This is a genomic window from Actibacterium sp. 188UL27-1 (assembly GCF_016901225.1).
GTDB lineage: Bacteria > Pseudomonadota > Alphaproteobacteria > Rhodobacterales > Rhodobacteraceae > 188UL27-1.
In genome coordinates this window covers 325,632-344,774 of sequence record NZ_JAFEUL010000001.1, presented here as the reverse complement: position 1 = coordinate 344,774, position 19,143 = coordinate 325,632, and the positions used below count along the sequence as shown (strand labels likewise).

Annotated in this window: 20 protein-coding genes; 6 read left to right on the top strand and 14 right to left on the bottom strand. The window is 60.3% G+C overall.

Translation table 11 applies throughout. The features are described from left to right. Positions 1–65: 65 nt before the first annotated feature. From IU397_RS01860 to IU397_RS01835, 6 genes are all read right to left on the bottom strand, one after another. Positions 66–788 carry a DUF2161 domain-containing phosphodiesterase gene (locus IU397_RS01860; protein ID WP_204410030.1) on the bottom strand — a complete coding sequence of 241 codons (723 nt, stop codon included), beginning with the start codon at positions 786–788 and terminating at the stop codon, positions 66–68. Positions 789–811: 23 nt separating this feature from the next. After that, the gene (locus IU397_RS01855) at positions 812–1,768 is read right to left on the bottom strand and encodes an L-malyl-CoA/beta-methylmalyl-CoA lyase (protein ID WP_204410028.1); all 957 of its coding nucleotides are present in this window, start codon (positions 1,766–1,768) and stop codon (positions 812–814) included. A 97-nt stretch (positions 1,769–1,865) separates the two neighbouring features. Further along, positions 1,866–2,471: a pyridoxamine 5'-phosphate oxidase family protein gene (locus tag IU397_RS01850; RefSeq protein WP_204410026.1), complete on the bottom strand. Its 606-nt coding sequence runs from the start codon at positions 2,469–2,471 to the stop codon at positions 1,866–1,868. Then, positions 2,471–3,211: a 1-acyl-sn-glycerol-3-phosphate acyltransferase gene (locus tag IU397_RS01845; protein WP_204410023.1), complete on the bottom strand. Its 741-nt coding sequence runs from the start codon at positions 3,209–3,211 to the stop codon at positions 2,471–2,473. The genes IU397_RS01850 and IU397_RS01845 overlap by 1 nt, the downstream gene beginning before the upstream one ends. Continuing rightward, positions 3,208–4,101, bottom strand: a complete 894-nt coding sequence (locus IU397_RS01840; RefSeq protein WP_204410021.1) for an ABC transporter permease — start codon at positions 4,099–4,101, stop codon at positions 3,208–3,210. Before IU397_RS01840 ends, IU397_RS01845 begins: the two co-directional genes overlap by 4 nt. Then, the gene (locus tag IU397_RS01835; RefSeq protein ID WP_204410018.1) at positions 4,098–4,775 is read right to left on the bottom strand and encodes an ATP-binding cassette domain-containing protein; all 678 of its coding nucleotides are present in this window, start codon (positions 4,773–4,775) and stop codon (positions 4,098–4,100) included. The genes IU397_RS01840 and IU397_RS01835 overlap by 4 nt, the downstream gene beginning before the upstream one ends. A gap of 170 nt (positions 4,776–4,945) precedes the next feature. Here IU397_RS01835 and IU397_RS01830 point away from each other — a divergent pair, with 170 nt between their 5' ends. Continuing rightward, on the top strand, positions 4,946–6,052 hold the full coding sequence (locus tag IU397_RS01830) for a zinc-ribbon domain-containing protein (protein ID WP_204410016.1): 1,107 nt from the start codon (positions 4,946–4,948) through the stop codon (positions 6,050–6,052). 57 nt (positions 6,053–6,109) lie between these two features. Here IU397_RS01830 and IU397_RS01825 read toward each other — a convergent pair whose 3' ends face one another. From IU397_RS01825 to argH, 5 genes are all read right to left on the bottom strand, one after another. Next, a complete protein-coding gene (locus IU397_RS01825; RefSeq protein ID WP_204410014.1) occupies positions 6,110–8,770 on the bottom strand; it encodes a TIGR02302 family protein in 2,661 nt (886 codons plus the stop codon). Positions 8,771–8,790: 20 nt separating this feature from the next. After that, the gene (gene lysA, locus IU397_RS01820; RefSeq protein ID WP_204410011.1) at positions 8,791–10,056 is read right to left on the bottom strand and encodes a diaminopimelate decarboxylase; all 1,266 of its coding nucleotides are present in this window, start codon (positions 10,054–10,056) and stop codon (positions 8,791–8,793) included. A 266-nt stretch (positions 10,057–10,322) separates the two neighbouring features. Beyond that, positions 10,323–10,646, bottom strand: a complete 324-nt coding sequence (locus tag IU397_RS01815; RefSeq protein WP_204410009.1) for a DUF2834 domain-containing protein — start codon at positions 10,644–10,646, stop codon at positions 10,323–10,325. Then, the gene (locus tag IU397_RS01810) at positions 10,646–10,828 is read right to left on the bottom strand and encodes a hypothetical protein (protein ID WP_204410007.1); all 183 of its coding nucleotides are present in this window, start codon (positions 10,826–10,828) and stop codon (positions 10,646–10,648) included. Before IU397_RS01810 ends, IU397_RS01815 begins: the two co-directional genes overlap by 1 nt. After that, positions 10,825–12,231, bottom strand: a complete 1,407-nt coding sequence (gene argH / locus IU397_RS01805; protein ID WP_204410005.1) for an argininosuccinate lyase — start codon at positions 12,229–12,231, stop codon at positions 10,825–10,827. Before argH ends, IU397_RS01810 begins: the two co-directional genes overlap by 4 nt. Positions 12,232–12,264: 33 nt before the next feature. Between argH and IU397_RS01800 the strand changes: the two genes are divergently transcribed. Continuing rightward, positions 12,265–12,822, top strand: coding sequence for a TlpA disulfide reductase family protein (locus tag IU397_RS01800; RefSeq protein ID WP_204410003.1), 558 nt, complete (start codon positions 12,265–12,267; stop codon positions 12,820–12,822). A 153-nt stretch (positions 12,823–12,975) separates the two neighbouring features. Here the strand turns inward: IU397_RS01800 and IU397_RS01795 are convergent, their stop codons facing one another. Beyond that, positions 12,976–13,656 (bottom strand): choice-of-anchor E domain-containing protein, encoded by a 681-nt coding sequence (locus IU397_RS01795; RefSeq protein ID WP_204410584.1) that lies wholly within the window; start codon positions 13,654–13,656, stop codon positions 12,976–12,978. 276 nt (positions 13,657–13,932) lie between these two features. Then, positions 13,933–14,502, bottom strand: a complete 570-nt coding sequence (locus tag IU397_RS01790; protein WP_204410001.1) for a DNA-3-methyladenine glycosylase I — start codon at positions 14,500–14,502, stop codon at positions 13,933–13,935. A gap of 118 nt (positions 14,503–14,620) precedes the next feature. On the opposite strand from IU397_RS01790, the gene IU397_RS01785 reads away from it, so the two are divergent. From IU397_RS01785 to IU397_RS01770, 4 genes are all read left to right on the top strand, one after another. Then, entirely contained in the window at positions 14,621–15,448 is an 828-nt protein-coding gene (locus IU397_RS01785) for an EAL domain-containing protein (protein WP_239479528.1), read from the top strand. A 160-nt stretch (positions 15,449–15,608) separates the two neighbouring features. Next, complete coding sequence (locus IU397_RS01780; protein WP_204409999.1) at positions 15,609–16,784, top strand: acetyl-CoA C-acetyltransferase; 1,176 nt, start codon at positions 15,609–15,611, stop codon at positions 16,782–16,784. A 123-nt stretch (positions 16,785–16,907) separates the two neighbouring features. After that, the gene (gene phbB, locus IU397_RS01775) at positions 16,908–17,633 is read left to right on the top strand and encodes an acetoacetyl-CoA reductase (RefSeq protein WP_204409997.1); all 726 of its coding nucleotides are present in this window, start codon (positions 16,908–16,910) and stop codon (positions 17,631–17,633) included. 296 nt (positions 17,634–17,929) lie between these two features. Beyond that, a complete protein-coding gene (locus IU397_RS01770) occupies positions 17,930–18,877 on the top strand; it encodes a transcriptional regulator GcvA (RefSeq protein ID WP_204409995.1) in 948 nt (315 codons plus the stop codon). Between the two features lie 21 nt (positions 18,878–18,898). Here IU397_RS01770 and IU397_RS01765 read toward each other — a convergent pair whose 3' ends face one another. Next, a complete protein-coding gene (locus tag IU397_RS01765; RefSeq protein ID WP_204409993.1) occupies positions 18,899–19,066 on the bottom strand; it encodes a YdcH family protein in 168 nt (55 codons plus the stop codon). Positions 19,067–19,143: the final 77 nt, after the last annotated feature.

Genomic DNA, 19,143 nt, shown 5'->3' with positions numbered 1-19,143 from the left:
TCCCATTATGTGTTCAGAAATATCGCCGCCGGAGGCACAAAATCAAAGACCGCGAGACCAGGTTTTTATGTCTCCGGCGGGGATATTTCTGAACACATAATGGGGGCAGACAGTGCCAGATCCGCGTATTGCGTGAGGGAGTTCACGCCCTTGGGCGTCAGTGCGTAAATACCTTTGCTCACCCTCTCGAACCAGCCGTAATGGTCAGCGGCCATCAGGCGGGTTGCGCTAGACACCCCCGTTGCCTTGGCAACGACAGCGCCTTTTGAGGGACCGTGATCGGCCAGGTGACGGGCACAGCGGAGCGCGTCTTGCCGGTAGGCCGTAACCAGCCCCACCCGTGTCGCGCCGCCTTGGTTCGGGTCCCCTTCACGCCGCGCGAATTCGCGCAGCAGCCTTGTCCGGCGCGGTTTAGATTTGCGCGGGGCAAAGGGGCCTGGATCGCAGTGAACTTCAACCAAGGTATCGGCAAGACGAACGGTGATCAGCCCCAATCCGAGCCGCCGGGCCAGCGTTTTGTTATCCTTGAGCGCCTTTGCGAAGGATCGACCTTTCCCCCGTGGGACCGCGATATAGACCGCATCGGCAACCAATTGGCGGGCGATGGCCTGATGAAACAGCGACAAGGCAAAGCCTGTCTTCAATTCAACGATGACCGGCTCATCATCCGCCCGACAGGCCATGACATCGACGGCCCCAATCTCGGACTTTACCTCATATCCCTGTCCTTCCAGAAAGGCTTTAACCGGTGGATAGAGATCGGTTTCGCGGGGTTTACCTTGCGCCATGGCCTTTCATAACGCGGTCAGGCCTAGCCGCCAATCAGCTGTGATTGGGCGACGATGACCTCCGCCTGCTTGATCGACGCGATATCGACCAGCCGTCCCTTGTACACGGTGGCGCCCTCACCGTTGGCCTTGGCCTGGTCCATGGCGGCCAGGATCTCCCGCGCTTCGGCCACGGCTTCGTCGGACGGGGTGAATACCTCGTTCGCGAGCGCGATCTGTTTGGGGTGGATCGCCCATTTGCCGACCATGCCCAGGGTGGCAGAGCGGCGGGCCTGGGCGCGGAAACCCTCATCATCGCTGAAATCACCGAAGGGGCCATCGACCGGCAGCACGCCATGGGTGCGGCAAGCGGCGACGATGGCGGCCTGGGCCCAGTGCCACGGATCGGACCAGAACTGCCGATCGCCGCGCTGCATGTAATAATTCTCCTGGGTGCCACCGATGCCGGTGGTCTGCATGCCCATGGAGGCCGCAAAATCCGCCGCTCCGAGACTCATGGCCTGCAGGCGGGGCGAGGCGGCGGCAATCTCTTCGACATGGGCGATGCCGGCGGCGCTTTCTATGATCACCTCAAACGCAATGGGTTTGCTGCGGCCCTTGGCGGTTTCAATCGCGGTGACGAGGGCATCAACGGCATATAGATCCCCGGCACAACCGACCTTGGGGATCATGATCTGATCCAACCGGTCGCTGGCCTGTTCCAACAGGTCCACTACATCGCGATACCAGTAGGGTGTATCCAGGCCGTTGATCCGCACGCTCAGATGTTTGTTGCCCCAGTCGATATCGCCGATGGCCTGGATGATGTTGGCGCGCGCCTGGTCCTTGTCATCGGGGGCAACGCTATCTTCCAGATCCAGGTTGATCACATCCGCAGCACTGCCAGCCATCTTGGAAAAAAGCGCCGTGCGAGACCCCGGGCCAAACAGTTGACAACGGTTGGGGCGAGCGGGGGCTGTGGGCTGGATACGGAAGCTCATGGATCACTCCGGCAAGTTTATTGCGTGGCACTCGCATTGGCGGATAGATTATTGCGCATCTCTTCGCAAGCGAATTGTGCACCTGCAGCAAACCCCATCACCACATGGTGCGCGCCGCCCGATCAGGCCATTCGATATCGTAATCGGCACCGCCAACGGTCCCTTGCGTTTGTTCGGCCAATAAATCGCCAGGTGTGGGCAAACCGGCGCTGTGATCCTCCCCGCTCCAAAGGTCGGATCGCAGGAGCGCCCGGGCACATTGGAAATAGATCTCGCCAATCGTCACCAGGGTGACCGTGCGTGGCAGCTTGCCCTTGTGACCAAATGTTTCGCGTAGTGCATCATCGGCTGTGATCTGCGCCGTTCCGTTCAGGCGGATCACATTCGCCGATCCCGGCACCATGAACATCAGCGACACATGGGGATCGAGGATGATGTTGCGTAGGCTGTCGATCCGGTTGTTGCCGTGCCAGTCCGGAAGCGCCAGTGTTTTCGGGTCCAATTCACGGATAACGGGACCATCATCGCCCCGCGGGCTGCCATCTGTCCCGCCCGGGCCAACCGTGGTCAGTATGCAGAAACGGGCCCGTTGGATCCAAGCGCGATAAAGCGGTGTCATCTGATGGGCCACCTTGCGCAAGGACGTATCGCCGGGCGTGCCATAGCAGGTTTCAAGCGCCTCGATCGTTTCTATCATTTTCATCACGCCATCTCCCGTTGCGTGGAGAAGCCAGCATCCGCCATCAACCGGTCGGAGGCCGTTTCCACCTCATGCTCCAACCGCTCCATGAAATCCGGCACGGGCAAACCAGCTGGGATCGGGGGCAGAAATTCCACCACGGCCAGACCCGGACTGCGGCGCAGTCCGGTCCGCGGCCAGAAAAGACCAGCATTGGTCGCCACCGGATAACAGGTCTGCTGCAGCGCGTCATAAAGGGCACCTGCCCCGACCTTGTAGGGCACGCGGGCGCCGGGCGCGACCCGGGTGCCTTGGGGATAAATCACCAATTGCCCCGGTTCGCGCCGTTCGGCGGCAACATCCTGGACCATCTTTTTGATCGCCGCGCCCTTCTTGCCGCGATCCACGGGAATGCAACCCAGCCGCCGGGCGTACTGGCCGATCACAGGTGTATACAGCAACTGCCGTTTCATGATGAACCGGCTGGAGGGGAGCGCCTCGAAAATGACGATGATATCGAAAAAGGACTGATGCTTGGCCACCACCAACACTTCATCAGCCGGGACCGTTCCGCGTATTTCAGTCCGAATGCCGACCATCCACCGCGCGGTCCAGATCGTCCAACGGGCATAGGTTTTGCAGGCAAACCGCGCACCATCTGGGGTTAGCAACATATAGGGTAGGAACACGATCCCCATGATCGGCATCATCAGATACATCTGCGTCAGGAACAGAACCGAACGCGTGCCTTGAAGGACCGTCATGTCAAACCTTTCAACCAGCGCAGCGCCGCCTGGGATGTGATGAAATATGCCAGCACACCGGTGCAGCCGGGTAACAGCAAGAGCAGCAGCCAATTTGGCCCGGGTAAGCCGCCGGGATGGAGGAACGACCACAGGCCAAGGCCCAGGATGCTGCCTGCCAGTGTGCCCCAGCCGATGTGGCGTGCAGCGCGGTAGCCGAAGATGCGGGTGATGTAGCTGTCTTTCGCACCGATCAGCCGCAGTGTGGCCATCGTATCGACATGCATGGCCAATGCCGTTTGGGCCGCCAGCGCGATCAAAGCTGAGAAGGCCAGCACCAGGGGGATCAGGGCAAGGTACCACCCGCGCGCATCGGGGGGGCGCGGTGATGATCCGGGATCCGCATGCAGGTGCAGAACGGCGGCGGGAGCGATCCGGGTCAATACCTCCTGTGCGGTGGCGGGATCAAAGCCCTGCGACAGGGACAGATCGATCAGGATCGGCAGAGGCAGATCCTGCATCGGCAGATCCGCGCCAAGCCAGGGGGCCAAAAGGGCGGCGCGATCGGTCTCCGGCAGGGTGCGCGACGCCGCGACCCCAGGCATCTGGTCAATACGGGCCAGAACGGTTTCGATCTGAGCAGCCTCTGCCGCCGCAGGCAGCCGCACCGTCGCTATGCCGTCCGGGACTTGCGCGGTGGCGGTCACCGGCCCATCTGACCCGCCCAGCACCAAGGCAATGACCATCGGAAGCGACAGCGCCGCGGCCCCCAACGCCGTTATCACCCCGACCGGGCCAGAAGTAGGCAAGGCGTGGTCCCCGGCGTGGCGCCGCCCCGTGATCACGTCACGTATGGCACCGAGACTGATCTGATCGCCCCAGGGCACGGCGTTCGCGAACAGGCGCTTCACAGATCCGCTCCGGCCATCTGCACCGTCCCCTCCGAAATGCGCAGGATCCGGGCCGCAACCTCGGACTTGGCAGCACGGATTAGCGTGAGGTCATGAGTGGCAATCAGGATGGTCTTGCCCAGCTTGTTCAGTTCCAGCAGCAGACCCAACAACCGCAGTGACATATCCCAATCCACGTTGCCTGTCGGCTCATCTGCGATGATCATGTCAGGCGACAGAACAATCGCACGGGCCAGGGCTGCGCGTTGACGCTCCCCTCCCGACAATTCCGACGGGCGCGCCGCAGCGCGCGGGGTCAACCCCACCCAATCCAGAAGCTCGGCCAGATCGTCCGCATCGCTGGGACTGAACTGCCCGGATACAGCAAGGGGCAATTCCACATTTCGGAAGACCGACAGGTGGTCCAGAAACAGACAATCCTGGTGCATCACACCCAGGCGCCGCCGCGTGGTGGCGATGGTGTCCCGATCCATGTCGGCAACCGGCAGGCCCAGAACCGAAAGCGCACCGGCGGATGGCACCAGATCAAGGTAGCACATGCGCAGAAAGGTCGTCTTTCCCGCGCCAGACGGCCCCGTCAGGAAGTAAAAGCCGCCCGGTTCCAGCGTGATTGTCAAATCCGAAAGCAGCGCACGGTCACCATAACTGTAGGCCACCTGATCAAATGCGATCACCAAAATCCCCCGGGCTTCCTTTGTCCTGCCCCGTTCTGCCCGACCGTGTGACCTGTTTCAATCGGCTGAGGAATACCTTGTGGCAAAATCTTTCACCCTGGCGCAGGCCGGTGTAAAGGTATCCTTAGCCAAGGGTGGACAAAGCAGAGAGCTTTGAGCATGAGGGTTCAATGAGGCTGACTTGCCCAAGTTGCGGAGCGCAGTACGACGTCGATGACCACGTCATGCCCAGCGATGGCCGGGACGTGCAATGCTCTAGTTGTGGGCATACCTGGTTTCAACAGCCCGAGGCCAAGGAACGCGATCTGGCCGCCGAACTGGGACTATCGCCTAAGGCGTTCAAGTCGCGCCGGTCAGATGACGAAGCAGCGGAACCCACAAAACCTGCCGAAAGCGTCCCCAAGAACCTGTTCATCCAACGCGTGCGGGAGATGACCCAAACCAATTCCTGGGATGCGGAGGCGCCCGTTGCGGTCGCACCGTCAGCCGTGCCCTCTCTGTCTGATGACGAAAGCGGCGGGCAGGACGACGACGCCCCCGTCGCCCGGCCCGAACGGCGCAAGGTCGACAGCAAGGTCATGGAAATCCTGCGGGAAGAAGCCGAGCGAGAACAGGCAGAGCGTGCGAAAGAACGCCACCTGCGTGCCGTGCCTGATCCGGAGCCGCTGCCAGAACCGGATGCCGAACCGGTATCCGAACCCCAACCCGAAATTGAAGCTCCGACAGATGAGGTGCCAGAGCCAGCAGACGAAACTGATTTGGCCGATGTGCCGCCGCCCCAACCAAAACCCATTCCGACAGAGCGGGAACCGGGCAAGCGCCCGTCCGACAAGTTAGGCGCAGCCATTGCCCAGGCGGCGACGGAACCAAAGGAACAGCCCGAAGACGGGGCGGCTGTCGCCGCAGCTGCGGCGCTCACCCGCCGCACCGCCGCACGCAGCGAGTTGCTGCCGGATGTGGAGGAACTGAACTCAACCCTGCAAAGCGCGGGCGTCTCAACCGATCCTGATCGGGAGGCCCGCTCTGCCGCTGTCGAATTGCTCAAGATCCAGCAGCACCGCATGAAACGCGCCAGGGGGTTCCGGCTTGGCTTTGGCGGATCACTGATCATCGTGACAGCACTTTTGGTGTTGTATCTGCACGCGCCGACCGTCGTGCAAACCGTCCCACAGCTTGAGGCGTCACTGGTTCAATATGTCGATCTGGTAAACCAGGGCCGGGTCTGGCTGGACCAACTCGTCACAAATGCCGTCACTGCACGACTGGGCAACGGCTAACGCAGCCCTGCGCCAAGACATCCCTGAATCTTACATTGCCATGTTAGGGTGCGGCGATCAAAACCGATCCAGCAACCGCTTCAGATAGTCCAGCTCATTGGCCGGGCGCTCCTGATCACTGGATCTGCGGCGGATCTCATCCAACAGGTCCCGCGCGCGACGATAGACATCTTCACCCTGCAATAGGTTTTCCTCGGTCCCGAGCGTTCCTTCAGGCCCCCGATCCCGACCCAGCGGGTCACGACGACCATTGGGGTCGGCGCGTCCGGCAGTTTGGCCTTGCTGCCCGTTCTGGTTCTGATCGCGCTGCTCCTGCGCCATCGCCTCGCCCAGATTCCGCATGCCTTCGCGCAGGGCATCCATGGCCTGTGCCTGATTGTCGATCGCACCGGATAGGTTATCACCCTCCAAATCACGCTCGGCCCGGTTCATGGCCTCACCTGCCTCGTCAAGCGACCGCCGCGCGGCATCGCCCTGTTCGGTGCCTGCACCGGGCAGATTGCCCTGTTGGCGCTGCAATTCCTGCCGCAACTGTTGCTGCCGCTGTGCCAGATCACTGGCATTCGGGCCGCCGCCCTGGCCGTCCTGCGGCGGCTGGTTTTGCTGGCCTTGGCCTTGGCCGGGCTGCTGCGGGGCACCGGGTTGCTGCCCCTGCCCTTGACCTTCGCCCTGCTGCTGGCTGTGTTGTTGCCCCTGGCCTTGCTGACCATCACGACCCTGGTTCTGCTGGCTCTGGCCCTGGTTGGCACCTGGGTTGAACTGCTCTTGTAAATCGCGGAACGCCTCATCCGAAAGACCTTGCTGCTCCCGCAATGTCTCTGCCAGCCCCTCCATGGCCTGCTCCCCCGGCGATTGCCCGCCCTGACCCTGCTGACCTTGGGTGACCTGCATATTCTCCATCATCTGGTTGAGCTGGTTCAGCAATTCCTGCGCCTCAGCGGTGCGGCCTTCCTCCATCAACTGCTGCAATCGGTCCAGCATCTCCTGCAACTGATCGCCGGTAATGGTCTGGCCATTCTCGGCATTTTGCTGTTGTTGGTTCGGGTCCTGCTGTTGGGCCAACTGGCGCATATAATCCTGCATGGCCTCGCGCAATTCCTGCATCAGACCCGCGATTTCCTCGTCGCTTGCGCCATTGCGAATGGCCTCGCTGAGTTGATCTTGAATGCGGCGCAAACGGTCCAGGGCCGAAGCCAGATCGCCTTCCTCAATACCCAACGCAATGACCCACAGCGCCTCTGCAATCTCATCCTGCAGGTCCGGGGTCATACCCGCCGTCACCCCCGCTTCAAGCCGACTGAGGGCAATACGTAACTGCAGATAGGCCGAACTGTCCCGGAATATGTCATCGGGGCGGTGCGAGACCGTGCGCAAGACCTGCGCCACACGCGCACCATTGTCGCGCGCCCATAACAGATCGCGCCGTTGTTCAATCAACGCCGCTGCCAGCGGATCAAAGAAGCGGCGCCCGGGCAGCAACATCGCCTCGGGGGCAGACGTCCCGTTCTGCTCCGCCTCATCGACCACATTCAGCGTCAGCGTCACCGGCAGACCGGCCCAGGGGTGCTTCGAAAAATTCTCGATTATCGCCTCGCTGAATTCCCGGCGGTCACCGGAAATGGGCAGGGGCAAATCAATTTCGAGCGGCTCGCGCGGATCGGGATCAGCCGCCAAGCCATGCGACCTGTCCAACGCGCCCAGATCAAGGGTGAACAAACCCGTGCCACCCATGATCCCGTAATCGTCTTGAACCCGAAATCCCTGGCTCATCTGGCCGTTTGGTTCACGCTCCGGCGCACCTTCCAACGCCACTGACGGCGGAGTGTCCGGCAAAAGGGTGATCTGCCAGGTGCGGCCACCCGGGCCCGCGATACTGATCTGACCGTTCTGCGTGATGTCGAATTGCTGCTGGATGTCAGAGGCAGGCGCCACGTCGCCCACCCGGCCTGACACGGTTTCGGCCACAGTCAATTCGCCCACCGCACCATACAGGCGCAAATTCACGCTGCTGCCTGCCGGTACATCAAGCGGACCCTCGGCGATATCGTTCAGGTACAGGCTTGGCTTGCCGGTATATGCCGGCGGCTCGACCCAGCCTTCCCAGGATGGCCCGGTGACAGCGGCTGTCGCCGACCCGCCCAAAGCCACATCGCTGACGGTCGCAACACGCCAGACAGACCCGAAAAGCAGCGCCAGGGCAAAGGCCGTCAGCGCCACAAATCGCAAGGCATAGGGATCACGCGGCGCCAAGGCGACATCCGGTTTGACCGGAGACACGGCTTTCAACCGGTCGGCCATGCGCATCACATGGGCGCGCCACACGGCGACCGATGCGGCATCGCCCGCCCCGATGGCCTGGCTATCCGCCAGGGTCTGGATCGGGCGACCCGGCAGGCTTTCATCCAACCGCGCCACGGCATCCCGTCGATGGGGCCAATGAAACTGGGATATACCGCGCGCCAAGGTCCAAGTGACACCGACGAGACCGACCAGACCACCGAACCAAACCAGCTCAACCGAGCCCAATTCGTGCAAGCCAAAGAACAGCGCCGCCATGACGATCAAAAGAACGGTCCAAAGGGGCCAGAAACACCGTGCTGCGCGTTCGGCCACCATCCCGATTTGGGTCAACCATATGGGTCGTGCAAGGCGACTGATCGCCTGTCCGCGGGCTTCTTCGGGGCTGTTTGGCTCAGGTCGGGCGGCTTTGGGGTCCATTGTCGCTCCTCTCACGCGGCTTACAGCCACGCTGGCACAGTATCGCGGGCAATCATCTCCTCATAGGTAGGGCGGCGCCGGATGACGGCGAATTGATCTTCGCGCACAAGCACCTCCGGGATCAATGGCCGCGTGTTGTATTCCGACGACATAACCGCCCCGTAAGCACCGGCAGAGCGGAAGACCACCAGATCACCGGCCTGAACCGGCGGCATATCGCGCGATTTGGCGAAAGTATCACCAGATTCGCAGACCGGCCCAACGATATCGTAGCGCGCCTGGGGCTGGCCCGGGGCGGGTTCGACCACCGGCACAATGTCGTGATAGGCACCATACATGGCCGGGCGGATCAGATCATTCATGGCCCCGTCAATGATCAGGAACTGCCGATCCTCGCCAGATTTCACATAGATCACACGGGCCACCATGATCCCCGCATTGCCCGAGATCAGCCGCCCCGGCTCGATCTCGATCTCGCAGCCCAGATGCCCGACTGTGCGTTTGATCAGGGCACCATAATCCAGCGGTAACGGCGGTGCCTCATTGGAACGCGCATAGGGAATGCCAAGGCCACCGCCCAGATCAAGACGGCTAATCTCATGCCCATCCGCGCGCAAGGTTTCGGTCAGTTCGGCGACTTTCAGATAGGCTTGCTCAAAAGGCTCCAGATCGGTCAGTTGGCTGCCGATATGCACATCTATGCCGATCACTTTCAGCCCCGGAAGGGACGACGCCGCGGCATAGACCTCCCGCGCACGCGTGATTGGAATGCCGAACTTGTCCTCTTTCTTTCCGGTCGAGATCTTTTCATGTGTCCTGGCATCAACATCGGGGTTCACCCGAATGGTAATCGGAGCAATTTGACCCATCTCGGAGGCGACCCGACTAAGGACCGCCATTTCCGGCTCACTCTCGACATTGAATTGCCGGATGCCACCGTCCAATGCCATCCGCATCTCGCCCTCGGTCTTCCCAACACCGGAGAATACGATCCGGTCACCGGGCACACCGGCCGCGCGCGCCCTGGCATATTCCCCGCCGGACACCACATCCATCCCCGCGCCCAGATTGGCCAGAACCTTCAGGATCGCCTGGTTGGAGGCTGACTTCATGGCAAAACAGATCATATGATCCAACCCGGACAGCGCCTCCTCAAAAAGGGCGTGATGCCGGGTCAGCGTTGCCGTGGAATAGCAGTAGAACGGCGTCCCCACCTTGGCCGCAATCTCGGCCAGGGGCACATCTTCGGCGCATAAAACGCCATCCCGATACAAAAAGTGGTCCACCGGCGATACCTTTCATCGAACGCAGCCCACGCGTGATATCAGACCCAGCCCGCGAGGCAATCGTGGCGCATTATCCCAGGTCGGGGGTGCTCCCGCCCCATGGTCCGACGCGGCAAAGCCGCAAGGTCCATGCGTTGGGCCCGGCGCGCGCTGCGCGCGCGATCCCAACTCCTTGCAGCCGCCCGACACCAGGGCCAATCCGCGGTCAAGATGCACCAGAGGAGAATGTAATGGCGCGTCAGCGCCGCATTTTAGCAGCCGCTCGGTCAGGCCGCCGCGCGATTACGACTGCGCAGAAACAGATAAAGCGGCAATCCGCAGCTCACCCCGATACCGTAGATCGTGGGAATCGCCAGCAGGGACAGCCAATCACGCCTCTGCACCGCCTCGGCCACGATCCATATGGTCAGCGCAATCGCGGCGATTGTCAGATCCCACACCAGTCCGGTCGTCCCGTCATGGACGTACCAGCTATCCACCAGACCACCCAGCGACCAACCATTCGCATTGAACCAACTGACGAAGTAATACATCGGGTGGATCGACCCCCAGATCGCCAATGCCAGATAAATCCATCGCATCGGTGACATCACAGATCCAGGCTCACGCCAAACCGGTCATTGGCAAGTGTCGTCCGGGTCCGCACCCGCACATCGCCATCGGAGCCGACCCCCATGGTGACATTGCCAGACAATTCAGGCCGCTTGGGCTCGCCATCCACGCCGCATCCAGTCAATCCGATCAGCGCCAAGGCAGCTGCCACGTATCTCATCCCAAATGTTCCTTCCACCGCACCACCTGCGCCCTCACATTTTCGGGCGCCGTACCGCCATAAGAGGTGCGGCTGGCCACGGAATTGTCCACCCCCAACACCGTATAGACGTCATCGGTGATCCCGCCATGCACGCCCTGCATGTGCGCCAGGCTCAGATCTGCCAGATCCACCCCTTGCGCTTCGGCCAAAGCCACAAGGGCACCGGTGATATGATGCGCCTTCCGGAAAGGCAGGCCCAAAGCGCGCACCAGCCAATCCGCCAGATCCGTCGCCGTTGAAAAGGCCTGTCCGGCCGCCTGAGACAGGACTTCGCGATTGGCGGACATGTCCGACACCATACCGGTCATCGCGGCCAGGCTGAGCATCAGCGTGTCGGCGGCATCAAAGACCTGTTCCTTGTCCTCCTGCATGTCCTTGGAATAAGTCAGCGGTAGGCCCTTCATCACGGTGAACAGCGCGACCATGGCGCCGGTGATCCGCGCCACCTTGGCCCGGATCAACTCCGCCGCATCGGGGTTCTTCTTCTGTGGCATGATCGATGATCCGGTTGAGAACCGGTCCGACATCGCCACGAACCGAAACTGGGCCGAGGACCAGACCACCAATTCCTCCGACAGCCGGCTCAGATGGGTGGCGCAAATCGCACTGGCCGACAGGAACTCCAAGGCGAAGTCCCGGTCGCTGACCGCATCCAGTGAGTTCGCCGCCGGGCAGTCGAACCCCAAAGCCCGTGCCGTCATCTCCCGATCAATCGGAAAGGACGTGCCTGCCAGCGCAGCAGCCCCCAGAGGCGACGTGTTCATGCGGATCCGCGCATCGCGAAACCGCGCAGCATCGCGCGCCAACATCTCCACATAGGCCAACATGTGATGACCCCAGGTGACGGGCTGTGCAACTTGCAGATGGGTGAAGCCGGGCATCACCCAGTCCGCACCTGCCTCCGCCTGGGCCACCAAGGCTTTCATCAACGCCTCAATCCCCTCCACGGCTGCGTCGCATTGCTCTCTCACCCACAGCCGGAAATCCAGCGCCACCTGGTCATTGCGCGACCGTGCCGTATGCAACCGCCCCGCCGGTTCGCCGATCAGCGAAGTCAGGCGCGCCTCGACATTCATATGTATGTCTTCCAACGCTGTGCTGAAGGCGAAGTCTCCCGCCTCAATCTCTGACAACACCGTGAGAAGCCCTTCCCGGATCGCTTCCGCATCGGTAATGCTGATGATACCTTGTTGGGCGAGCATGGCAGCATGGGCACGAGAGCCCTCAATATCCTGCCGGGCCAACCGCTGGTCGAAACTGATGGAGGCATTGATCGCCTCCATGATCGCATCGGGCCCGGCGGCGAACCGGCCGCCCCACATCTGGTTGGCGCCCTTGGGCGCGTCGTTGGAATTGGTCATGCGGGCAAGGCTCCCGAAGAAAGAGGAAACGAGATGAAGCTCAGATCCGCGATCCTTTATATCGCACTCGCCCTGTCTGCAAATGCAGCTCATGCCGACATGTCCCAGATCGAGGCATTGCGGACCGGCGATATGAAAAAGCTGAATTTCGTCAGCGACCCGCAACCTGCACCGCTGGATATAAGATTCATCGACGAAGCCGAGGCGCCGCACCAATTGAGCAAGTTCCAAGGGAAATACATCGTACTCAACTTCTGGGCCACTTGGTGCGCCCCTTGCCGGCACGAAATGCCGATGCTGTCGAATCTCGCGCGCGAGATGGAGGGCAAACCCGTCGAGGTGGTGACCATTGCGACGGGTCGGAATTCGCTGACCGGTATGAAAAAGTTCTTTGAAGAGATCGGGGTCGATAACCTGCCCCTCTACCGCGACCCCAAACAACTGCTGGCCCGGCAAATGGCGGTCCTTGGTCTGCCGATCACGGTCATTCTTGATCCCGACGGCAATGAGATCGCGCGCCTGCGCGGGGATGCGCAGTGGGATAGCGACAGCGCCATCGCGATCCTGAACGCGCTGGCCGCCGAAAGCTGAACCGAGGACACAAGACCACTCGCCGGGGTGCTGTGAGCGGTCCGATCAACCGCGCGGCCATAGAAAATCAGCGCCCGCGGTCGCGGCAGGCGCTGATCTCATGAGTGATGATCCATGTGCTGTTGCGACCCTACTCGTATCAACTCGTTACGTTCACAACCCTTTCAATCGGCGCCGACGTCCGACAAAACCAACAGCGCCCAACCCGGTGAGCATCAACACAGCACCGGCCGGGAGCGGCACGACTGCAATGGCCGATGGCGTGTAATCGTATGTGATTTCGACAGCCGCAGAGGCATCCATATTGAAGTCGGTTGACAGATTTCCCGAACCCGTCCCCGATGCCGTTCCCAGGGCCGTCAGCAAAATCTCGACAGTGCCGTCGCCGATAAATTCATCCAGGTCTGATCCGGTCACAACACCGCTTCCACTGTCGCTGGCCTGCAAGTCATCCAATGTCAAACCGGACGATCCTGCGTAATCCACAGTGCCATCAAAAGCGGTGGCGTTGAACTGCTCAACCACCAACGGGATGGCTTTGGCAATCTCGGGGATCAGATTGGTTGCTGCAGTGAGTGTCGCGCTAAGATCCAAGACGACGGTACTTGCCGCCGCATCCTTGCTCTCGGCCGCGGCGCCTCCTTCAATCATAGCCGTCAACGTCAGTGTCACACTGTTCAAGAAACCAAACGTGGTATCGAACTGCGGCAAGGACAGCTGCTCTTCCCAGTTGGTTGTTTGAAGGCTGATGCTGTCCGAATAGGACACCGTCGCAGCAGAAACACTGGTCGCGCAAAGCAGCGCCGTGCCCGCAACGAGCATTCTCAAAAACATATGGCTCACTCCTGATATCAACCCGGGTCACGGGCATTATCGTCAACGAAAATCTTTAAGCAGCCGCATTGTTGACCGCACAACGCTTCTAAAAAGCCATTAAAGTTAACTTCTGGTAAAAATCGCGAAGTTGCCCACAAGAGAATTGGCTTTTGTCAAGACAAAGCGAAATAACTCGCCAAAGACGGCAAGATTCTTCTGATCGCCTTAACTGACAGCGCGGTGAAGCAGCGTGCAAATGTGTGGCATTGGCATCAATTTCGCAGGACCGGCATGCTAATCGGGCGGCGACAGCTCGGCATGACGTGGACAGGTCACCAGATGATCGTTCACCATACCTACAGCCTGCATGAAGGCATAGACAATCGTGGGACCACAGAATTTGAAACCCGCCGCCTTAAGGTCCTTGGAGATCTGCACGGATAGCGGCGTATGAGTCGGCACATCTGACAGGGTGACCCACCGGTTTTGCAACGGCCCGCCGCCCATGTAATCCCACAGGAAACGGTCAAAACCCTGCGCCTGCTCAATTCGCAACCACGCCTGAGCATTGCCGATGGTCGCCTCGATCTTGCCGCGGTGGCGAATGATACCCGCATTCTGCAGCAGAACCTCAACCTCTGCCTCCCCCCAACCCGCAATGATATCGGGGGCAAAACCGGCAAAGGCCTCTCGGAAATTATCCCGCTTTTTCAATATGGTGATCCAGGACAGCCCGGCCTGAAATCCATCCAGGATCAGCTTTTCCCATAGCGCACGACTATCATATTCCGGCACCCCCCATTCGGTATCGTGGTACTCAATGTAAATGGGCTCCTGCCCCACCCAGCCGCATCTGTCTGACATGGACCTTCTTTCTTCAAGCTTTCCGAAAAGCGGAACAAATATCGAAAATTTATCTTACATTTACCATCTCAAGGGTATCAGAACAATCAGAGAACGCCCATTTTGAGAGTTGCCTGTCATGATGATCCAACCCACCGACCCCACTTTGCCCAACCCGATCTCTGCAGCGCTCGCCCTGCGAAATCGCCACATCCTGCGCACTGTGCGGGAAGCCTTGGACCGCGGCGACGCCTTCTTGTTGTTTCAACCCGTTGTAGATGCCCGATCACCCGAGAAAACTGCCTTCTATGAAGGGCTTATCCGTATCACCGACGATATGGGCCGCGTCATTCCCGCCCGTGATTTCATGCAGACCTGTGAGGCGGATGATCTTGGTCGAATCATCGATTGCAAAGCGCTTGAACTCGGCCTGCAGACCTTGCAGGCCCGTCCCGATATCCGCCTTTCGATTAACATGTCGGCGCGGTCAATCTATCACGATCCCTGGATCGAGACCTTTCGCCGGGGGATCCACGATGACCCCACCCTGGCAGAGCGCCTGATCCTCGAAATCACCGAAAGCTCCGCAATGGTCTCGCCCGATATCACGGCGCTCTTTATGGAAGAGATGCAAACCCATGGCACCAGCTTCGCCTTGGATGACTTTGGCGCAGGCTATACGTCGCTGCGGCATCTCAAGGATTTCAAATTCGATATTCTCAAGATAGATCAGTGCTTTATCCGCAATCTCGATACTGATCCAGACAATCGCGCCTTGGTTACCGCGCTGCGGGATGTGGCGCGCCATTTCGATCTGTTCACCGTCGCCGAAGGGGTCGAGACGGGTGCCGAGGCGCAGATCGCGGCCGAGTTGGGCATCGATTGCCTGCAGGGATATCACTTCAGCAAACCCGCCACCCTGCCCCACCCCGATGGGCTTGAAATGCCTGACAGGCGCTCTGCCTAGGCGGCATATGCCCCCGCGTCACTCAGCCCCATGAAATAAGCCAAAGGGGGCGGTTGCGCCCCTGCCGCGCTGTGCCTTACCTGTGTTCCCCATCTGGTGGGGTTAAAATGCAGCGATTCATCGCGTGGCTCCGCCCAAACCTGTGGGATAGGAGCCTCACATGACCAATGTCGTCATCGCTTCGGCGGGCCGCACCGCTGTTGGCAGCTTTCTTGGATCTTTCGCAAATACGCCGGCCCATGATCTGGGCGCAACTGTTCTGGAAGGTGTGATTGCCCGCGCTGGCATCGACAAGGCAGAGGTCTCCGAAACGATTCTGGGACAGGTTCTGACCGCTGCACAGGGCCAAAACCCAGCCCGTCAGGCCCATATCAATGCCGGTCTAGCAAAGGAAAGTGCGGCCTGGGGCATCAACCAGGTTTGCGGTTCGGGCCTGCGTGCGGTGGCCCTTGGGGCCCAGCATATCCAACTGGGCGACGCCGATATCGTCGCGGCCGGTGGCCAGGAAAGCATGAGCCTCGCCCCCCATGCCGCCACGCTGCGCCAGGGCCAGAAGATGGGCGACATGTCCTATATCGATACCATGATCCGTGACGGTTTGTGGGATGCGTTCAACGGCTACCATATGGGTCAAACCGCTGAAAACGTTGCAGAACAGTGGCAAATCAGCCGTGACATGCAGGACGAATTTGCCGTCAAATCTCAGAACAAAGCCGAAGAGGCCCAAAAGGCTGGCAAGTTCGCGGACGAGATCATCCCCTTTGTCGTCAAGCATCGCAAAGGCGACATCACGGTGGATGCGGACGAATATATCCGCCACGGTGCCACGATCGAGGCCATGGCCAAGCTGCGCCCGGCATTCGCTAAGGACGGTTCAGTGACCGCTGCCAATGCCAGCGGCCTGAATGATGGTGCGGCGGCGACCCTGCTGATGACCGCCGACAATGCCGAAAAGCGCGGGATTGAGCCCCTGGCCCGGATTGCAAGCTACGCGACAGCAGGCCTGGACCCCTCGATCATGGGTGTCGGGCCGATCCATGCGTCCCGCAAGGCGCTGGAAAAGGCCGGCTGGAAGGTCGATGATCTGGACTTGGTCGAGGCGAACGAGGCCTTCGCCGCCCAAGCCTGTGCTGTGAACAAGGATATGGGGTGGGATCCGGCCATCGTGAATGTCAATGGCGGCGCGATTGCCATCGGTCACCCCATCGGCGCCTCGGGCTGCCGCGTCCTGAACACCTTGCTGTTCGAGATGAAGCGCCGCGACGCCAAGAAGGGCCTTGCAACCTTGTGCATCGGTGGTGGCATGGGGGTCGCCCTTTGTGTGGAGCGCGGCTAACCCGGCGCGCGAAACCGTACTTTTCTGATATATATCAAGGCGATGCGATCCTGCACCGCCTATCTGTTGGCACCGGTCACAGAATGAAACCGGGCCTGACAGGACATAAGAAGGAGGACATCCATGGGACGTGTTGCACTGGTTACCGGAGGATCGCGCGGCATCGGCGCGGCCATTGCAAAGGCTTTGGCTGCAGAGGGGTGCGCGGTTGCGGCAACCTATGGCGGCAATGACGAAGCGGCGGCCAAGTTCACCGCAGAAACCAGCATCAAGACCTATAAATGGTCTGTCGGCGATTACGATGCCTGCAAGGATGGCATCGCACAGGTGGAGGCCGATCTGGGCCCTGTCGAAATTCTGGTGAACAATGCGGGCATCACGCGCGACGCGCCGTTCCACAAGATGTCCCCCCAGCAATGGCACGAAGTGATCGACACGAACCTGACCGGCGTTTTCAACATGACCCATAACGTTTGGGGCGGCATGCGGGAGCGCAAGTTCGGGCGAATCGTGACGATTTCATCGATCAACGGTCAAAAGGGTCAGTTTGCCCAAGCCAATTACGCTGCCTCGAAAGCCGGCGATATTGGTTTTACCAAATCCCTGGCCCAGGAAGGGGCGCGCGCCGGCATCACCGTCAACATCCTGTGCCCCGGCTACATCAACACCGAGATGATGAGCACCATCCCCGAGAAAGTCATGAACGAGGTGATCCTGCCGCAAATCCCCGTCGGCCGCCTAGGTGAGCCGGAAGAGATGGCGCGCGCTGTCGTCTTCCTGACCTCGGATGATGCGGGGTTCATCACCGGCTCCACGATCTCGGCCAATGGTGGTCAGTACCTGGCCTGATCGGTTTTACAGACTCAAAAAAAGGCCTGTCCCCGCGGGGACAGGCCTTTTTTGTGGTGTGCCCTGTTATTTGGCAAAGGGGTGAAACAGGTAGTAAATCGCGGCATTGAACGCGCGGGCGCGCTCGGCATGGGCCTTACGGATAGCGTCGCGCGTGATCAAGTTTGTCGGTGCCTCGAACATCAGAACGTCCTTTCAAGGGTCAAATTTTTCTATCTGATCCCAATATGGACCCGCACATCCCAAGCGACAAACGAGACTTTACCGGCCTTCAGTTAAGTAATACTTGTTCGAATATGAATGATCGCCTACCGCCCCTGACCGCCTTGCGCGCCTTTGAGGCGGCAGCCCGTCATTTATCCTTCAGCAAGGCAGCAGCCGAACTGAACGTCACTCCGGCCGCACTCAGCTTTCAAATCAAATCCCTGGAAGAGCATCTGGGCCAACCGGTCTTTCGCCGCTTGAACCGCGCGGTGGAACTGACCCAGGTTGGCCGAATGCTCTATCCCGGCACCGCCGACGGGTTCGCCGCTTTGACCGATAGCTGGCGCGCGGCGCGGCGGATGGGCGATCAGACGGCTCTCACCATCACGGCAGGCCCGGCCTTTACGGCCAAATGGCTGGCGCCCCGGCTTTTTCACTTTGCCCAAAAGCATCCGGAAATCGAACTTCGGTTCACGGCGACTTTGCGGATCCTGGACTTTGCCCGGGACGAGGTCGACGTCGCAATCCGCTTTGGCCTGACCGCGGATGACGGCCTTTATTCCGTGCCGATCATCCGGGAATGGCTGACACCGATGATGACCCCGGCCCTGGCCGCAGATTTTGCCACACCCGCCGATCTGCATCATGCGCCATTGCTGCACCAGGATGATACCCGGTTTTTAAAGCCCCCCATCGACTGGGCAGCCTGGTTCCGGGCCGCGGATATCGGTGTTGCCCCCAGCCATGGTGGCCCGACGTTCAGCCAGGCCGATCATGCGATTGATGCCGCATTGGAGGGGGCGGGCGTGGTTTTGGGACGAATTTCTCTGACACAGAAAGCGTTGCGAGAGGGGCGGCTGGTCGCACCCTACGCGACCGCGTTGACGACCGAGGCACATTACCGGTTCGTCTGCCCCAAGGGAGCCGAGATGCGGCCACAGGTCAAAGCATTTCTGGAATGGATGGAGGCGGAAACCGCGGATCTGTCATCGTACGAAGCCAGCAAGATCTTGATCCCAGCGGCGGATGTGGCACCGTGAGCGCCACATCAAGGGGTGTCGCTAGACCTGCGACAACCGCGTAATCTCTTCTTTCAGCTGGAGCTTGCGCTTTTTCAGTTCGGCAATCTGTAGGGCATCGGTTCCGGGGCTGCGCTGTTCCTGTTCGACTCGTTCCGAGAGATACTGATGTTTTTTGCGGAGTTCCTGGATATGCGCGCTAACTGACATCGTTGATCCTCTCTTCGTTGCAAACATTTCGATCCCAACACACTTTCCGAGTCGTGTCACGCGAGCGTTACACATGC

Coding starts and splice junctions, on each gene's coding strand:
- IU397_RS01845 (WP_204410023.1), bottom strand. CDS start 3,211: ATGACGGTCCTTCAAGGCACGCGTTCGGTTCTGTTCCTGACGCAGATG.
- IU397_RS01780 (WP_204409999.1), top strand. CDS start 15,609: ATGACCAATGTCGTCATCGCTTCGGCGGGCCGCACCGCTGTTGGCAGC.
- IU397_RS01795 (WP_204410584.1), bottom strand. CDS start 13,656: ATGTTTTTGAGAATGCTCGTTGCGGGCACGGCGCTGCTTTGCGCGACC.
- IU397_RS01790 (WP_204410001.1), bottom strand. CDS start 14,502: ATGTCAGACAGATGCGGCTGGGTGGGGCAGGAGCCCATTTACATTGAG.
- IU397_RS01770 (WP_204409995.1), top strand. CDS start 17,930: ATGAATGATCGCCTACCGCCCCTGACCGCCTTGCGCGCCTTTGAGGCG.
- IU397_RS01785 (WP_239479528.1), top strand. CDS start 14,621: ATGATGATCCAACCCACCGACCCCACTTTGCCCAACCCGATCTCTGCA.
- IU397_RS01810 (WP_204410007.1), bottom strand. CDS start 10,828: ATGAGATACGTGGCAGCTGCCTTGGCGCTGATCGGATTGACTGGATGC.
- IU397_RS01850 (WP_204410026.1), bottom strand. CDS start 2,471: ATGAAAATGATAGAAACGATCGAGGCGCTTGAAACCTGCTATGGCACG.
- phbB (WP_204409997.1), top strand. CDS start 16,908: ATGGGACGTGTTGCACTGGTTACCGGAGGATCGCGCGGCATCGGCGCG.
- IU397_RS01825 (WP_204410014.1), bottom strand. CDS start 8,770: ATGGACCCCAAAGCCGCCCGACCTGAGCCAAACAGCCCCGAAGAAGCC.
- IU397_RS01860 (WP_204410030.1), bottom strand. CDS start 788: ATGGCGCAAGGTAAACCCCGCGAAACCGATCTCTATCCACCGGTTAAA.
- IU397_RS01855 (WP_204410028.1), bottom strand. CDS start 1,768: ATGAGCTTCCGTATCCAGCCCACAGCCCCCGCTCGCCCCAACCGTTGT.
- IU397_RS01800 (WP_204410003.1), top strand. CDS start 12,265: ATGAAGCTCAGATCCGCGATCCTTTATATCGCACTCGCCCTGTCTGCA.
- IU397_RS01830 (WP_204410016.1), top strand. CDS start 4,946: ATGAGGCTGACTTGCCCAAGTTGCGGAGCGCAGTACGACGTCGATGAC.
- IU397_RS01765 (WP_204409993.1), bottom strand. CDS start 19,066: ATGTCAGTTAGCGCGCATATCCAGGAACTCCGCAAAAAACATCAGTAT.
- IU397_RS01815 (WP_204410009.1), bottom strand. CDS start 10,646: ATGTCACCGATGCGATGGATTTATCTGGCATTGGCGATCTGGGGGTCG.
- argH (WP_204410005.1), bottom strand. CDS start 12,231: ATGACCAATTCCAACGACGCGCCCAAGGGCGCCAACCAGATGTGGGGC.